Here is a 15952-nt window from a genome sequence, read left to right as displayed (position 1 = left end):
TGCCTGCGGGGTCGCGCAGTAGGCGGAAATCGGTGGATCCGGGTTCAGGACCCTTGCCGGTACCCGTAGCGTAGAGGCCATGCGTGAAGCCGAACTATGGCAGCGACTCGTCGCCCACCTAGGGTCAGGCTATGCCCGCGTGTGGGCGGAGCAGGTCGTGCTGAGTGATCTCGCCGGACGCACGGTAGCCGAAGCGCTCTCCGCCGGCGTGCCGTGCAAGACGATCTGGCGCGCTGCTTGGACGCAGCTTGAGCTGCCCGCAAGCGATCGTTGAGGCATACGAAATGTCAGCGCGACACGCGCGCAAAGATGCACTTCGAACACGTGTTCGGTTATCCTTGTTGGAGGTTGAGAACGTGACGGAGTTATCCACAGTCCAAGGCGGGCGGTAAAAAATGTCGGCAGGCCGGTCTAGATTGCTGTCAACGTCAACCACCCATACTTCCAGGGCATCCCTGGCACAGAGAGGACAAGGCAAGATGGCTGTTGCAGATCGCGAGAAGGCCCTCCAGGCAGCACTCGCCCAAATTGAGAAGCAGCACGGCAAAGGCGCGATCATGCGGCTGGGAGATCAGAGCCACGCCCAGATCGAAGTCATCCCCACCGGTTCGATTGCGCTCGATGTCGCTCTTGGTATCGGTGGACTTCCCCGAGGCCGCATCGTTGAGGTTTACGGTCCCGAATCGAGCGGCAAGACCACCGTCGCATTGCATGCGATCGCCAATGCGCAAGCCGAAGGCGGCATCTGCGCCTTCATCGACGCCGAGCATGCTCTTGACCCGACCTATGCCGCAGCGCTCGGTGTCGATACCGATGCGCTGCTGGTGAGCCAGCCCGACAACGGCGAGCAGGCACTTGAGATCGCCGATACCCTGATTCGCTCGGGTGCACTGGCACTGATCGTCATCGACTCCGTGGCCGCGCTCACCCCGAAGGCCGAGATCGAGGGCGAGATGGGCGACTCCCATGTCGGCCTGCAGGCCCGGCTGATGAGCCAGGCATTGCGCAAGATCACCGGCGCCCTGAAATCTGCCAACACCACGGCGATCTTCATCAACCAGCTGCGCGAGAAGATCGGCGTCATGTTCGGCAGCCCCGAGACCACCACCGGTGGCCGTGCATTGAAGTTCTATTCGTCGGTCCGTCTCGATGTGCGACGCATTGAGTCGCTCAAGGACGGCACTGAGGTCGTAGGCAACCGTACACGCGTGAAGGTCGCCAAGAACAAGGTCGCGCCGCCGTTCAAGCAGGCGGAGTTCGACATCATGTACGGACGAGGCATCTCTCGCGAGGGCAGTCTGATCGACATGGGTGTGGATGTCGGGCTCGTGCGCAAGGCGGGTTCGTGGTTCACCTACGGCGACGATCAGCTGGGCCAAGGCAAGGAGAATGCCCGCAACTATCTGCTGGCGAATCCGGACATGGCCAACGAGTTGGACACCAAGATTCGCCAAGCGATGGGTATGGGTGAGGCAGAAGTGCCCGAGGGCGTCGATCCGGTTACCGGAGAGGTCGACTTCTGATCGCCGAGGAACCCCCGGCCGATGGCATCGCGGCCGAACCAGCGGCCGACGCGTACTCGGTGACCCGTGAAATCGCCCTGCGAGCTCTCGATCGACGTGCCTACGGCCGGGTAGAGCTCGCTCAGTACCTGGCCCGCAAGGGTGCGGAGCACGATCCCATAGAGCAGGTGCTCCGCCGGTTCGAAGAGGTCGGGCTGATCAACGACACCGCTTTCGCGCAGCAGTGGGTGGACACCCGACAACGCGGACGACTGCTACCGCGTCGCGCGTTGACCGTCGAGTTACGCCGCAAGGGGATCGACGAGGAGACCATCGCCGAGGCGGTGGCACCCGTCGACCACGAGGTCGAGGCCGACTCAGCGCTGGAGTTCGCTCGTCGTAAGGCGCGTAGCGCAGCTGGCCTGGACCGCGAGGTGGCATTGCGCCGGATAGCCGGGGCACTGGGCAGGCGCGGATTCAGTGGGGAGCTGGCGTGGTCGTCCGCTCGGCAAGCCCTTGAGGAGCTTGCCGAGCCGTAGAACGATCGCGTTTGCGGTCAGCGCTCGATCGTGTCGAGCCGCAGCGTCTTGGCCAGCACGACGTCCAGATCGGTGCATGCGCCGAACCGAGAACCGGATCCGGCATCGACGAATCTCGATCCGGGCGACTCAACCATTACAGTGGATGGGCCATGACCACGCAGATCACACCGTCCGCATCGCGCACCTACCAGGTCATCACCTATGGGTGCCAGATGAACGTGCACGATTCCGAACGCATCGCAGGACTTCTCGAGGAGGCGGGGCTGGTCGCTGCACCCCCGTCGTCCGGCGAGGTCGCCGATGCCGACGTGGTCGTCTTCAATACCTGCGCCGTACGTGAGAACGCCGACAACAGGCTCTACGGCAACCTTGGCCATATGGCGCGCATCAAGCGCGAGCGTCCCGGCATGCAGATCGCCGTGGGCGGCTGCATGGCTCAAAAGGACCGTGATCTGATCACGGCCAAGGCTCCTTGGGTCGACGTCGTCTTCGGCACGAACAATCTTGGTTCGTTGCCGGTGCTGTTGGAGCGAGCTCGAATCACCGAGCAGGCGCAGGTGGAGATCAAGGAGGCCCTACAGACCTTTCCGTCCAACCTGCCCACCCGGCGTGACTCGGCGTATGCGGCCTGGGTGTCGGTCAGCGTCGGCTGCAACAACACCTGCACCTTCTGCATCGTGCCGAGCCTGCGCGGCAAAGAGACTGATCGCAGGCCCGGCGAGATACTGCGCGAGATCGAGATGCTGGTCGGCGACGGCGTCCAGGAGATCACGCTGCTCGGACAGAACGTGAACACCTATGGTGTGGAGTTCGGCGATCGCACGGCCTTCGCCCAGCTGTTGCGCTCCTGCGGCGAAATCGATGGCTTGGAGCGAGTACGGTTCACCAGCCCCCATCCGGCCTCGTTCACCAACGATGTCATCGAGGCCATGGCCGAGACGCACAACATCATGCCGAGCCTGCACATGCCCCTGCAATCGGGATCCGACAAGGTTCTTCGTGCAATGCGCCGTAGCTACCGCCACGACCGCTTCCTGCGCATCCTGGACGATGTGCGCTCCGCGATGCCGCACGCGGCGATCACCACGGACATCATCGTCGGCTTTCCAGGTGAGACCGACGAGGACTTCGAAGAGACACTCGATGTGGTCCGCCGGGCACGGTTCAGTGCGGCGTTCACCTTCCAGTACTCCATCCGGCCGGGCACACCGGCGGCCACCATGCCCGACCAGGTGCCCGCTGAGGTCGTCCAGGAACGCTACGAGCGGTTGGTGGCCGAGATCGAGCAGATCGCCTGGGACGAAAACAAGGCGCTGGTCGGCAGCACCGTGGAGGTCCTTTTCGCTGCGGGCGAGGGACGCAAGGACCACCGCACCGCGCGAGTCAGCGGACGCGCCCGCGACAACAGACTGATCCATGTCGCGATACCCGACGATACGGCTCTTCAGCCGCGCCCGGGAGACATCGCCGAGGTGCAGATCACCCATGCGGCTCCGCACCATCTGGTAGCCGATGCGCCGATCCGCAGCCTGCGCCGTACTCGCGGCGGCGATGCCTGGCAGGCGGCCCACCAACCGCGTCCAACCGGAATCGGGCTCGGGCTTCCCGCGATTCAGGTTCCCTGAGATGGCGGATCGACTGCCGCTGATCGTACTCATCGGGCCGACGGCCAGCGGGAAGTCGTCCCTGGCTATTCACCTGGCCCGGCTGCTGGCTGCTCGGGGCCGGCCCGCCGAGATCGTCAACGCCGATTCGATGTTGGTCTATCGCGGCATGAACATCGGGACGGCCAAACCGTCGGCAGCCGAGCTGGCGAGCGTGCATCATCATCTGGTCAACATCATGGAGATCACCCAAACGGCATCGGTTGCGCAGTTTCAGTCGATGGCCCGCACCGTTGTCGGTCAGCTGCGCGACCAGGGCGTCATACCGATCCTTGTCGGTGGCAGCAGTCTGTATATCAGGGCGATCATCGACCGCTTCGAGTTTCCCGGCACCGATCCCGAGATTCGCCGGAAGTGGCAGGACGAGCTTGACCGCATCGGCGCTGCCGCGCTACACGCCGTGCTCGCCGAGAAGCATCCGGATGCGGCCGCGAGCATCCTTCCGGGCAACGGTCGGCGCATCGTGCGCGCGCTCGAAGTGATCGAACTCACCGGTGATTTCAGTCCCCGGCTGCCCGGGCCGGTTTACGAGCTGGCAGATGTCCACCAGTTCGGTTGTCATCTGGAACGGGCCGAGATGGACGCTCGAATCGCCGCCAGAGTCGCTCAGATGTGGGCCGATGGCTTGGTGGACGAGGTACGCGGCCTCGTTGCTCAGGGACTGCGCGAAGGGTTGACCGCGTCGCGCGGGCTCGGGTACCAGCAAGTACTGGCATATCTCACCGGAGAACTGACCGAGGACCAAGCCAAGCAGGCAACCATCGACGGCACCCGCCGATTTGCCCGCAAACAGCTTGGCTGGTTCGCCCGGGACCCACGCATCAGCTGGTTGGATGCCGCAGGTCCTGCGGCTGCTGAGACCATCGCGGATGTCCTCGGTTTTTGCCTTGATGAGTGAAAGACTGAGCAGATGCAGACCTTGGGCTTTGCGAAGGGCCACGCCACCCACAACGACTTCGTCATTCTCCTCGATCGTGAGGCCATGACCTCGGTGTCCGCTCAGACCGTACGCTGGCTGTGCGATCGGCGCGCCGGAATCGGCGGTGACGGCCTGCTGCGGGCCGTGCGTAGCGAGTTGATACCCGAATGGCACGGCGATCCGTCCTTGTGGTTTATGGACTACCGGAACGCCGACGGCTCTATCGCCGAGATGTGCGGCAACGGGCTGCGATTGTTCGTTCGCTATCTGATCGATCAGGGTCTTGTTGACACCGAGCCGGTTCAAGTCGCCACCCGAGCCGGCCTTCGCGAGGCCTGGCCGTATCCCGATGGACGCATCAAGGTCAGCATGGGGCAGGCGGTGGTCGCCGAGCAGCCGACCTGGGTCGAGGCTGACGGGCATCGTTATACCGCCACGATGGTCGATGTCGGAAACCCGCACGCAGTGGTTCGGTTGGACGATATCGAGGCGCTGAAGACGTTGGATCTGACGATCGCCCCGATCTACGATCCGGCCGACTATCCGGCTGGGGTGAATGTGGAGTTCATTGTGCCGACCAGCGAGAACGAGTTGGCGATGCGTGTCTTCGAGCGGGGCGTGGGGGAGACCCAGTCGTGCGGCACCGGTGTGGTCGCATCGGCGGCTGCCCAGCTGGATCGATTGGGCGCACAGGCCACAGGCATGGCGGTCACCGTGCCGGGCGGCACCTTGAAGGTGGACTTCGACGCAGAGCAGGCCTACCTGACCGGTCCGGCAGTGGTGGTTGCGCATGGCCGGGTGAACCTGCCGAAGCTGGGATGAGCGCTTTGAATCGACCGGCTATAAGCTTGTTTGACGATGATCAACGATGCTGTGAACCACAACGACGATAACTGGGACACCGACGAGGATTTCGGCGATCTGGACGAGATTCTCGACGACGACGAGTTGGACGACGAGGTCGACGACGGAGAACTTGATCTGGCTCAGCGCCGCACGCTGCGACGAGTGGCCGGGTTGTCGACCGAACTCGACGATGTCAGCGAGGTCGAGTACCGCCAGCTCCGGTTGGAGCGCGTCGTACTCGTGAGCGTTTGGACGACCGGTACCCAGCAGGATGCTGACAACGCCATGTTCGAGCTGAAGGCGCTGGCCCAGACCGCGGGTTCGCAGGTGCTGGAAGGGTTGGTGCAACGGCGCCAGAAGCCCGATCCGGCAACCTATGTTGGCCGCGGCAAGGTCGATGAGGTCCGCGAGGTCGTGCTGGCGACCGGTGCAGACACGGTGATCTGCGATGGCGAACTGAGTCCGGCTCAGCTGCGCACGTTGGAGGACCGCGTTGGAGTCAAGGTCGTCGACCGCACGGCCCTGATCCTCGATATCTTTGCGCAGCATGCGAAGAGCGTGGAGGGCAAGGCGCAGGTCGAATTGGCCCAATTGAACTACCTGAAGCAGCGCCTGCGTGGCTGGGGCGGCAACCTGAGCCGCCAGGTCGGTGGCCGGGCGTCCGGTGGTGCGGGGATCGGCGGCCGAGGCCCCGGCGAGACCAAGATCGAGACCGACCGGCGACGCATCAACCACCGCATCTCGGTGCTGCGCAGCAAGCTGCGTGAGATGGAGGGCACCCGCGCGATCAAGCGTGCCGACAGGCAACGGCATCGCGTCCCTTCGGTGGCCATCGTCGGCTACACCAACGCCGGTAAGTCGTCGCTGCTGAACCGACTCACGCATGCCGGCGTGCTGGTCGAGGACGCCTTGTTCGCGACGCTTGATCCGACCACCCGGCGCTCCACGACCGCAGACGGTCGCGTCTTCACGCTGACCGACACCGTCGGCTTCGTCCGGCATCTGCCGACCGACCTGGTCGAGGCGTTCCGCTCCACTCTGGAAGAGACGATGGACGCCGATCTGCTGCTGCATGTGGTGGACGGTTCAGATGCGGACCCGATCGGTCAGATCGACGCCGTCCATCGGGTGCTTACCGAGATCGGTGCCGCTGATCGTCCCGAACAATTGGTGATCAACAAGATCGACCAGGCCGATCCCGACGTGCTCGCCGTCTTGATGCACCAGTACCCGGATGCGCTGGCGGTCTCCGCGCGCACCGGTGCGGGCATCGATGCCCTGCAGGCCAAGGTCGAGCAGCGGCTGCCGATACCGCAGACCGAGATCAGCGCGCTGCTGCCCTGGGACCGCGGAGATCTGGTCGACCGGCTGCACCGGGAGTCAGAGATGGTCAGCCTCGAGCATCAGGCCGGCGGCACGCTGATCACCGCACGCGTCCATGCCGATCTCGCCGCGCAGTTGGCGCCCTACGCTCAGACCGCCGGGCAGCCGCGGTGAGCGATCTCTCCCAGCAGGCCTCTCAGGCGCTGGCGGCTGCCGTCGCTGCGCTCGGTGGGACATCGCGCCCCGGCCAGCAGACGATGAGTGACCAGGTCGCGGCGAGCCTTGACGACCAGGTGCACCTTCTCGTGCAGGCCGGCACCGGCACCGGCAAATCGCTCGGCTACCTCATCCCGGCCATGATCTGGGCTATGCAGTCCAAACAGACCGCCTTGGTTGCAACGGCGACCCTCGCCTTGCAGGCACAACTCGCGCACAAGGACATTCCCGTCGCTGCGCGGGCGGTGGCTTCGGTGCTGGGCCGTGAGCCCCGCACGCAGGTTCTCAAGGGACGCTCGAACTATGTCTGCCTGCTGCGAGTTCGCGATCAGGCAGGCCCCGGCCAGGATTCGTTGCTGGGCGGGGCAGAGTTGGTCGATGTCGTCCGGGACTCGGCGGTCGATGCCACCTCGGCACTGGGAGCCGAAGTGCTGGCGTTGCGCGAATGGGCCGACCAGCAGGCGAGCGACGGCGGGCTGGCCGACCGAGACGATGCGCCGAGTCACTCTCCCCGGGCGTGGGCGCAGGTTTCGGTGCCGGTACGCGAATGCCTGGGTGCCAACTCCTGCCCCTACGGCGCGGAGTGCTTCGTCGAAGCGTCCCGCGCCAGGGCCCGGCAGGCCGATCTGGTAGTCACCAACCATGCGCTGCTGGCCATCAATGCGATGCATGGGGGTACGGCCCTACCCGAACACGGACCGGTCATCGTGGACGAGGCGCACGAGCTGGTCAACCGTGTCACGGGCGCGGCCAGCAGTGAACTCTCGCCGCAGCAGATCGAGCGGGTCGCCAAACGTGCGAGTAGCTGGCTGGACGATGATCTGGCGGCCGAACTCCTGGAAGCCGCCGACACCGTTTCACAGGCATTGGCCGAGGTGGCCCCGGGCCGCATCACCGAGCCCGGCTCCCTTGCCGTGCAAGCCGCGGAACTGGTACGCGAAGTGACCCGACGGGCCGTCTCCGGGCTGGCGCCCTCATCCGGTCAGACCGCCGAGCCAGAGCAGCAGCAGGCGTCTTCGGCAATGAAGGAGATCTTCGAAATTGCCGAACGGATGGCCAAGCTGGACGAACACGATGTCGTCTGGCTGAGCGCCGGCGAACGGTTCGGTCGCCAGCTCAACATTGCTCCACTGTCGGTTGCCGGGCTGATGCGCGACAAGGTGCTGGAGGATCATCCGACGATCCTGACCTCGGCAACCTTGACCATCGGCGGAGCATTCGAACCGCTGGCGGGCAGCGTGGGACTCCGCCGAGTCGATCGCATTGCTGCCGATGACGAGGCGGGGGACGCCGGACAGTGGCGTGCGATCGATGTCGGTTCGCCGTTCGACTACGGCAGACAAGGCATCTTGTACGTGGCGACCGGGTTGCCGAATCCGGGTCGCGACGGTATCGGACCCGATGCGCTGACCGAACTCGCCGAGCTGATCTGGGCCGCCGACGGCCGAACCCTCGGTCTGTTCGCCTCTCAGCGATCCGCGGAGGCAGCGGCCGAGCACCTGCGAGGAGCGCTGCCCGGGATGAATGTCATGTGCCAGGGTGAGGCGAATCTCAGTGAACTCACCCGCACCTTCATCGCGGATGAGCGGTCGGTGCTGCTCGGCACGATGTCGCTGTGGCAGGGCATCGACGTACCGGGGGACACCTGCCGGCTGGTCGTGATCGACAAGATCCCGTTCCCTCGTCCGGACGACCCGCTGATGCAGGCCCGGCAGTTGGCCGCTACGCAGGCCGGTGGCAATGGCTTCATGCAGGTCGCCGCCAGTCATGCCGCGCTGCTGCTCGCCCAAGGGGCCGGGCGACTCATCCGTTCGTCCAGCGACAAGGGCGTAGTCGCGGTGCTGGACCCGAGGCTGGTCAAGGCACGTTACGGGAGCTTCCTGAGGGCATCACTGCCACCGTTTTGGACGACCACCGATTCTGAGGCGGCCATCCAGGCACTGCAACGGCTCGCGGCGTCCTGAGGCGCCGCACGGCCAAGGTCAGATGCGGCGCAAGACGGCGACGACCTTTCCGAGAATGGAGGCGCTGTTTCCGTCGATTGGCTGATAGGCCGGATTGTGTGGCATCAACCAGACTTGCCCGGGCAGTCTGCGCAGCGTCTTGATGGTGGCCTCGCCATCGAGCAGCGCGGCAACGATGTCGCCATTGTCCGCCGTGGGCTGCTGTCGGACGACCACGAAGTCGCCGTCGCAGATGGCTGCGTCCACCATCGAATCGCCGCGCACCTTGAGCGAGAAGAGCGTGCCTTGCCCGACGAGTTCGCGAGGCAGGGGAAGTACCTGCTCAATCCGCTCCTCGGCGAGGATCGGTGTGCCGGCCGCGATGCTGCCCACCACCGGCACGGAGACCGCACGAGGAGTCTGATCGGCGGAGCCGGTGGGATCGTTCGAGTCGGTCTCGGTGGCGGTTCGTGCCGGGGCTGCGGATGAGGGAAGAGTCACTTCCAGCGCGCGAGGACGATTGGGGTCCCGTCGCAGAAATCCCTTGGCCTCCAGTGCCTTGAGCTGGTGCGAGACGCTGGACGAGCTGGTCAGCCCAACGGCATCGCCCACTTCGCGGATGCTGGGCGGGTAACCGCGGGCACTGACGGTCTGCTGGATGAATTCGAGGATGCGACGCTGACGCGCGGTCAACCCCAGGTCGTCTTGGGAGCTGTCGGGCAGTTCGGCCACATCGTCGATGCCCAAATCCCGGGCAATGTCTGCCTTCGATGGTCGGCCGGCGCGCCGAGGGGCGGTGGGTGGACGCCTCACTGTGATCATGCGTCAATGATAAGGCACTTGGCGCACTGATTCAAACACTTGTTCGAGCGTGTCGTGTTGTGCGATCGGCTTGTCGGGGACGCGGTCCTCAGTTTTTGTCAGTGCTGCCTGTTTGGATGAGGGTGCGACGAGGACCGTGTTGAATCGAACACTTGAACGATCGAGACTTTGGGGCTAGGCTCAACATCGAACAAACGTTCGATCCTGTTGCTACGGCGGATGGCCGGGCAGATGGAGGAGGCAAGATGAGCATCTTGGTTGATGGCCAGATCAATGTTCGGCGTGCCGCGGGCTCGCCCGTCCGCTCAAGGCATCTCAGACTGGTGGACGATGGCCAGCGGCCCTGCGCGCAGGTGCGCTACGTGCCCACGAGGGCCGGTCTTCCCCGGCAGCCGAAGCGCCCGCTCGCAGGCGCCTCCTACTCGGTGGTGCGATCGGCCGCGTCTGGTCGTGCCGTCGTCCGGCCGACCGCAGCGGGCGGAGAGTTGAGGCTGACCGATCGTGGCCTGGCAGTGATGATGGCAGGCTTCGCGCTGGCGGTGGTTCTGGGGTCTTGGATGATCGTGTCGCAGTATCTCGCGTTGGTGCCGGGTCTCACCTAATTCTCCGGAGGGCGCTAAGTTTTGGCCGGCGGCGGGGAGTCCTTTTGGCCTGAGGGTCCTTGACTCCGCGAAAACGTGAAGCGGGGCGGTCCCTTTGAAGGAACCGCCCCGCCAACTGTTCAGCCGCTGGTGATCGCCGATCTCAGTAGCCGTAGGGCTGCTGAGGCTGACCGTAGGGATCCTGCGGGGCACTCACGGACTCGTCGAGCACCACGGTGCTCATGATCTTGTCGGCGAGCGTCTGGCGTTTGGAATCCCAGAGCGGGAAGAGCCATCCGATGTAGCAGATGATCGAGTCGACGACGTGTGCCAGGGTGCGCAGCACCGTCAAACCTGGCCCGATCGGCTGACCGGTGGTAGCCGAGACCAAACGAGTCTTTCCGATCTTGCGGCCAAGAGTCACTCCGGTCTTGCCTCCGACGTAGCCGAAGTTGTAGACGAGCCATCCGATGACCAGAACCAGCTGGATGATCGAGCCGATGGCCGACGTGTCGCCGGACGCATTGGTGAACAAGCCCGTGATGGTGCCGATGACGATGCTCGGTAGCACGTAGTCGATGAGTCCGCCAACGGCCCGCTTGCCCCAGGAGGCCAACGGTGCCGCCGCTGCGCCGACCGGACCGTAGAGATTGCCTGCGTACGTCGGCTGGCCGTAGCCGGGGTTCTGCTGGGCGTACGAATCGGTCGGCTGGCCGTAGCCGGGGTTCTGCTGGGCGTACGGGGTGTTCGGCTGGCCGTAGCTCGCCTGCTGCTGACCGTATGGGTCGGCGGGCTGTCCGTAGGGGTTGGTCGACCCGGAGTTGGTGTCCTGGCCGTAGCTCGGCTGCGCGTCCTGGCCGTAGCTCGGCTGCGCGTCTTGGCCATAGAAGGACTGTCCGCCGGGCTGTTGCTCATAGCCCCCATAGGACGATCCGCCCGGCTGCCCGTACGGCGCAGCGGGCGGTTCGTTGCTGGGCTGCCCGTACGATGCGGACTGCCCGTAACCCGGTGTGGTCTGCTCGGAACCAGTCTGGCCGTAGGCCGATGACGAACCGTAGTCGGGAGTGGGCGAGTCGGAACTCGGCTGCCCATAGGAGGCCGATTGGCCATAGCTCGAGTCTTGGCCGTAGCTCGGAGTGCTCGATTCGCTGCTGGGCTGGCCGTAGCCGGTGCTGGGCTGGCCGTAGCCGGTGCTGGGCTGACCGTAGCTGGGAGTCGACGGTTGGCCGTAGCCTCCGGCCTGTTCGTAGCCGGGAGTCGACGGTTGAGTTGGTGGGGTGGTGGGCTGACCATATGCAGAAGATGCTGGCTGGTCGGTGCCGGGCTGATCGGCGGTGGGCTGTCCGTAAGCGGGTGCGCCGTAGGTGGGCTGGTCGCTGCCGGGTTGCTCGTCGCTCGGCCGGTCAGCGGCCTGCGGGTCGGTCTGGCCGTTTTCTTCGCTATTTGCAGCGTTCTGGCCAGGGTCGTCAGATGGGCGACCCCAGTAGTCGTTACTCACAGCTGCCTCCAATCACGATTGCATTACGTCACCGATCCTATTCGGCAGTTGGGTTCAGCAGGGCTGACCGTGCGGATAATGGTCATATGCAGCAGTCCGCCGAGAGCGATCCTGAGACGTTCTCGCCCGTGCGCGCGCTAGCACGCCTCGGCGGCTTCGCTGCTGTGGGCGCCGCGATAGCAGGCACCAATTTCGTCTTCGGTATCGGCCTGCCCTGTCCGCTGCTGGCCCTGACGGGCATTCAATGCCCGTTGTGCGGATCGACTCGAGCGGCGGGTGCGTTGCTCACCGGCAACCTCGCTGCGGCCTGGCACTTCAACGCGCTGCTCGTTATCGTCATTCCGCTGATCGCGGGTTGCGCGGTGGCGTGGATCGTGGAATCCGCCGGGGGACCGGCGTTGCGTCCGCCGGAGGCTTGGCGTCCACTCACTCAGACCAAGGTGTACTGGGCCGCGGGAGTGGTCTGCGCGATTTTCGTGGTGGTGCGTAACCTCGTCTGAGGCTCGCCGAACTGCTTGATCTCTGGACGATTCGGTCGTACTCTCTACATCTAGTAGTTACACGAGTGTGGTTTGTCCACAGATTGTGGTTGTTGTCCACAAGCTGTCCACAATGCCATCCACATCCCAGCGCTGAGGAGCAACGATGCACTGCCCATACTGCCGTCATTGCGACTCGAGAGTGCTCGATTCTCGAGTTTCGGAGGATGGCGCGAGCATTCGTCGTCGCCGTCAGTGCCCTGCCTGCGAACGACGCTTCACCACCATTGAGCAGACCCAACTGGTAGTGGTCAAGAAGTCCGGCGTGATCGAGCCATTCAACCGCGACAAAGTGATCGCAGGCGTCCGGAAAGCCTGCAAGGGACGACCGGTCACCGAGGCTCAGCTCGCCAAACTTGGTCAGCGAGTCGAAGAGGCCATTCGGGCATCGGGACAAGCCGAGGTGCCGACCGAAGACGTCGGGGTGGCCATTCTCGGTCCACTCAGCGAACTCGATGCGGTCGCCTACCTGAGATTCGCCTCCGTCTATCAGCACTACGAAAGCGTGGACGACTTCATCGTCGAGATCGATCGGATGCGCGAGAGCGCCGGATCCGACGCCGATCCGGGTGAGCAGCCCACTCCGCTGGCTGATGAAGAGAATTGTCAGACCGTCGATGCACACTGATCTTTACGTCCTACCCAAAACAGGTCCTACCCAAACACGTCCTACCCAAACGTCCGAATCACTAGGAGACAGCCGTGACCGACACCTTGTATGACGACAAGCCCGAGACACCGAACGCTCGCGGGCTGACGATCGGACGAGTGTTCACCACCGAGGGCGTCCATCCCTACGACGAGGTGACCTGGGAGAAGCGCGATGTCGTCCAGACGAACTGGAAGACCGGCGAGGTCGTCTTCGAGCAGCGCGGTGTCGAGTTTCCCACCTCGTGGAGCCTGAACGCGTCCACCATCGTCACCACGAAGTACTTCCGCGGTGCCCTGGGCACCCCGGCGCGCGAGGCCAGCCTCAAGACCTTGATCGACCGCGTCGTCGGCAAGTACCAGCAAACCGGCCTGGAGGCCGACTACTTCGCGACCGAGCACGATGCCCAGGTCTTCGGCCAGGAACTGACGTGGCTGCTGCTGAACCAGTATTTCAGCTTCAACTCGCCGGTCTGGTTCAACGTCGGCACCGACGCTCCTCAGCAGGTCAGCGCCTGTTTCATCCTGTCGGTCGACGATTCCATGGAGTCGATCCTGAACTGGTACCGCGAGGAGGGCATGATCTTCAAGGGCGGGTCGGGTGCCGGCCTGAACCTCTCCCGGATCCGTTCGTCCAAGGAATTGCTGCGCTCGTCGGGCGGTACCGCGTCCGGACCGGTCAGCTTCATGCGGGGTGCCGACGCGTCGGCGGGAACCATCAAGTCGGGCGGCGCCACCCGGCGTGCGGCGAAGATGGTCGTCCTCGACATCGATCATCCTGACATCGAGGAGTTTGTCGAGACCAAGGCTCGCGAAGAAGACAAGATCCGCGCGCTGCGCGATGCCGGATTCGACATGGATCTGGGCGGCAGGGACATCACATCCGTGCAATACCAGAACGCCAACAACTCGGTTCGCGTCAGCGACGAATTCATGCAGGCCGTCAACAACGGCACGAAGTTCGGTCTGCGTGCCCGGACGACCGGAGAGGTCATCGATGAGGTGGACGCCAAGGCGCTCTTCGGCAAGATCGCCCAGGCGGCCTGGGAGTGCGCCGATCCGGGCCTGCAATACGACGACACCATCAACGATTGGCACACCACCCCGGAATCCGGGCGGATCACGGCGTCAAACCCGTGCTCGGAATACATGAGCCTCGACAACTCGTCGTGCAACCTGGCCAGCCTGAACCTGATGAAGTTCTTGCGCGACGATGACAGCTTCGACGTCGAGAAGTTCGTCAAGGCAGTCGAGCTGATCATCACCGCGATGGACATCTCGATCGTCTTCGCCGATTTCCCGACCGAGGCCACCACCCAGACGACCCGCGACTACCGCCAGCTGGGCATCGGCTATGCCAACCTCGGCGCGTTGCTGATGGCGCTAGGCAAGGGCTACGACTCCGAGGGCGGTCGCTCGCTCGCCGCAGCGATCACCTCCCTGATGACCGCCGCCGCCTACCGGCGCAGCGCCGAACTGGCAGGCGTCGTGGGACCCTACGCCGGGTACGCGCGCAATGTGGACGGGCATAAGCGGGTGATGCGCAAGCATCGTAGCGCCAACGATGAGCTGCGCACGATCAACCAGATCGATGCGGGGCTGCAGCAGGCTGCGGCCAAGCAGTGGGATCAGGTCATCGAGATCGGGGAGCGGAACGGCTTCCGCAACGCGCAGGCATCGTTGCTGGCACCGACCGGCACCATCGGCTTCATGATGGACTGCGACACCACCGGTATCGAGCCTGACTTCTCCTTGGTGAAGTTCAAGAAGCTCGTCGGCGGCGGCTCGATGCAGATCGTCAACAACACAGTTCCCCGGGCGCTGCGCAATCTCGGCTACTCCGATCCTCAGATCGAGGCCGTCGTGGCCTTTATCAGCGACAACGGCAACGTCGTCGACGCGCCTGGGCTGAAGCCTGCGCACTACGAGGTCTTCGACACAGCCATGGGTGTGCGCGCGATCAAGCCGATGGGCCACGTCCGGATGATGGCAGCTGTGCAGCCGTTCTTGTCGGGTGCCATCAGCAAGACCGTCAACCTGCCCGAGTCGTCCACCGTTCGCGACATTGCCGATGTCTACATGGAGGGCTGGCGGCTCGGCCTGAAGGCGGTCGCCGTCTACCGCGACAACTGCAAGGTCGGCCAGCCGCTCAGCAACGACAAGAACAGCATCGCGGAGGAGAAGGCTCCGGCGCCGGAGGTGCGGATCGAGTACCGGCCGCGTCGCAAGCGACTGCCGAAATCGCGTTTCGGGCGCACCACCAGCTTCGCCGTGGCCGGCGCCGAAGGATATATGACCTCGGGTGCCTATGACGACGGACGACTCGGTGAGGTCTTCCTCAAACTCGGCAAGCAGGGCTCGACCTTGTCGGGTGTGATGGACGCCTTCTCGATTGCGGTCTCGATCGGCCTGCAGTACGGCGTGCCGCTGGAGAGCTTCGTGCAGAAGTTCACCAACCTGAAGTTCGAACCCGCCGGCATGACCGACGATCCCGACATCCGGATCGCGCAGTCGATCATGGACTACATCTTCCGTCGGCTGGCCCTCGACTACCTCTCCTTCGACGAACGCTCCGAACTCGGCATCTACACTGCGGCCGAGCGGGCTCACTATGTCGAGACCGGCAGCTACCTGAGTGAGGAGGAGGAGAGCGAACTTCCCGAGTCGGAGCAGTTGAAGAATGACGCCGGCGACAACGTCCGGGTTGACGCGGGCGGACCGCTGCAGCCGAGCCTGATCGAGGCGCATCCGCACACCACCAGCGAACTGATGGAGGCTCTCACCGGTCTGGCCGTTGACGCACCGCTCTGCTTGATCTGCGGAACCAAGATGCGCCCATCCGGGAGCTGCTACGTCTGCGAGGGCTGCGGCGCGACCAGCGGCTGCAGCTAGGACCACATGCCGTGATC

General features: G+C 64.4%; 14 protein-coding genes. 12 read left to right on the top strand and 2 right to left on the bottom strand.

Features of this window, described 5'->3' with window-relative positions; translation table 11 throughout:
• Window positions 1-79: 79 nt before the first annotated feature.
• The 8 genes from AAFP05_RS03185 (at window position 80) to AAFP05_RS03150 (ending at window position 8976) form a co-directional block, all read left to right on the top strand.
• Window positions 80-274 (top strand): DUF3046 domain-containing protein, encoded by a 195-nt coding sequence (locus AAFP05_RS03185; RefSeq protein ID WP_341728409.1) that lies wholly within the window; start codon window positions 80-82, stop codon window positions 272-274.
• Window positions 275-479: 205 nt separating this feature from the next.
• On the top strand, window positions 480-1523 hold the full coding sequence (gene recA / locus AAFP05_RS03180) for a recombinase RecA (protein WP_341728408.1): 1044 nt from the start codon (window positions 480-482) through the stop codon (window positions 1521-1523).
• 59 nt (window positions 1524-1582) lie between these two features.
• Entirely contained in the window at window positions 1583-2041 is a 459-nt protein-coding gene (locus AAFP05_RS03175) for a regulatory protein RecX (protein ID WP_341728407.1), read from the top strand.
• 152 nt (window positions 2042-2193) lie between these two features.
• The gene (gene miaB, locus AAFP05_RS03170) at window positions 2194-3669 is read left to right on the top strand and encodes a tRNA (N6-isopentenyl adenosine(37)-C2)-methylthiotransferase MiaB (protein ID WP_341728406.1); all 1476 of its coding nucleotides are present in this window, start codon (window positions 2194-2196) and stop codon (window positions 3667-3669) included.
• 1 nt (window position 3670) lies between these two features.
• Complete coding sequence (miaA, locus tag AAFP05_RS03165) at window positions 3671-4606, top strand: tRNA (adenosine(37)-N6)-dimethylallyltransferase MiaA (RefSeq protein WP_341728405.1); 936 nt, start codon at window positions 3671-3673, stop codon at window positions 4604-4606.
• A gap of 12 nt (window positions 4607-4618) precedes the next feature.
• Window positions 4619-5449, top strand: a complete 831-nt coding sequence (gene dapF / locus AAFP05_RS03160; RefSeq protein ID WP_341728404.1) for a diaminopimelate epimerase — start codon at window positions 4619-4621, stop codon at window positions 5447-5449.
• A gap of 36 nt (window positions 5450-5485) precedes the next feature.
• Window positions 5486-6970, top strand: a complete 1485-nt coding sequence (gene hflX, locus AAFP05_RS03155) for a GTPase HflX (RefSeq protein ID WP_341728403.1) — start codon at window positions 5486-5488, stop codon at window positions 6968-6970.
• An 83-nt stretch (window positions 6971-7053) separates the two neighbouring features.
• Complete coding sequence (locus tag AAFP05_RS03150; protein ID WP_341728438.1) at window positions 7054-8976, top strand: ATP-dependent DNA helicase; 1923 nt, start codon at window positions 7054-7056, stop codon at window positions 8974-8976.
• An 18-nt stretch (window positions 8977-8994) separates the two neighbouring features.
• Here AAFP05_RS03150 and lexA read toward each other — a convergent pair whose 3' ends face one another.
• Window positions 8995-9777, bottom strand: a complete 783-nt coding sequence (lexA, locus tag AAFP05_RS03145; protein WP_341728402.1) for a transcriptional repressor LexA — start codon at window positions 9775-9777, stop codon at window positions 8995-8997.
• 245 nt (window positions 9778-10022) lie between these two features.
• On the opposite strand from lexA, the gene AAFP05_RS03140 reads away from it, so the two are divergent.
• Window positions 10023-10379: a hypothetical protein gene (locus AAFP05_RS03140; RefSeq protein WP_341728401.1), complete on the top strand. Its 357-nt coding sequence runs from the start codon at window positions 10023-10025 to the stop codon at window positions 10377-10379.
• Between the two features lie 142 nt (window positions 10380-10521).
• On the opposite strand, the gene AAFP05_RS03135 is transcribed toward AAFP05_RS03140, so the two are convergent.
• Window positions 10522-11856: an RDD family protein gene (locus tag AAFP05_RS03135; RefSeq protein WP_341728400.1), complete on the bottom strand. Its 1335-nt coding sequence runs from the start codon at window positions 11854-11856 to the stop codon at window positions 10522-10524.
• Between the two features lie 86 nt (window positions 11857-11942).
• On the opposite strand from AAFP05_RS03135, the gene AAFP05_RS03130 reads away from it, so the two are divergent.
• The 3 genes from AAFP05_RS03130 to AAFP05_RS03120 all read left to right on the top strand — a co-directional run bounded on the left by AAFP05_RS03130 (window position 11943) and on the right by AAFP05_RS03120 (window position 15935).
• Window positions 11943-12356: a DUF2752 domain-containing protein gene (locus AAFP05_RS03130; RefSeq protein ID WP_341728399.1), complete on the top strand. Its 414-nt coding sequence runs from the start codon at window positions 11943-11945 to the stop codon at window positions 12354-12356.
• A gap of 145 nt (window positions 12357-12501) precedes the next feature.
• The gene (nrdR, locus tag AAFP05_RS03125) at window positions 12502-13023 is read left to right on the top strand and encodes a transcriptional regulator NrdR (protein WP_341728398.1); all 522 of its coding nucleotides are present in this window, start codon (window positions 12502-12504) and stop codon (window positions 13021-13023) included.
• Between the two features lie 86 nt (window positions 13024-13109).
• On the top strand, window positions 13110-15935 hold the full coding sequence (locus AAFP05_RS03120; protein WP_341728437.1) for a vitamin B12-dependent ribonucleotide reductase: 2826 nt from the start codon (window positions 13110-13112) through the stop codon (window positions 15933-15935).
• The last annotated feature ends 17 nt before the right edge of the window (window positions 15936-15952 follow it).

Source organism: Brooklawnia sp., assembly GCF_032229645.1.
In the GTDB taxonomy this organism is placed as follows: domain Bacteria; phylum Actinomycetota; class Actinomycetes; order Propionibacteriales; family Propionibacteriaceae; genus Brooklawnia.
Note: the sequence above shows the minus strand (reverse complement) of the source record. Positions and strands in the feature narration are given on the sequence as shown.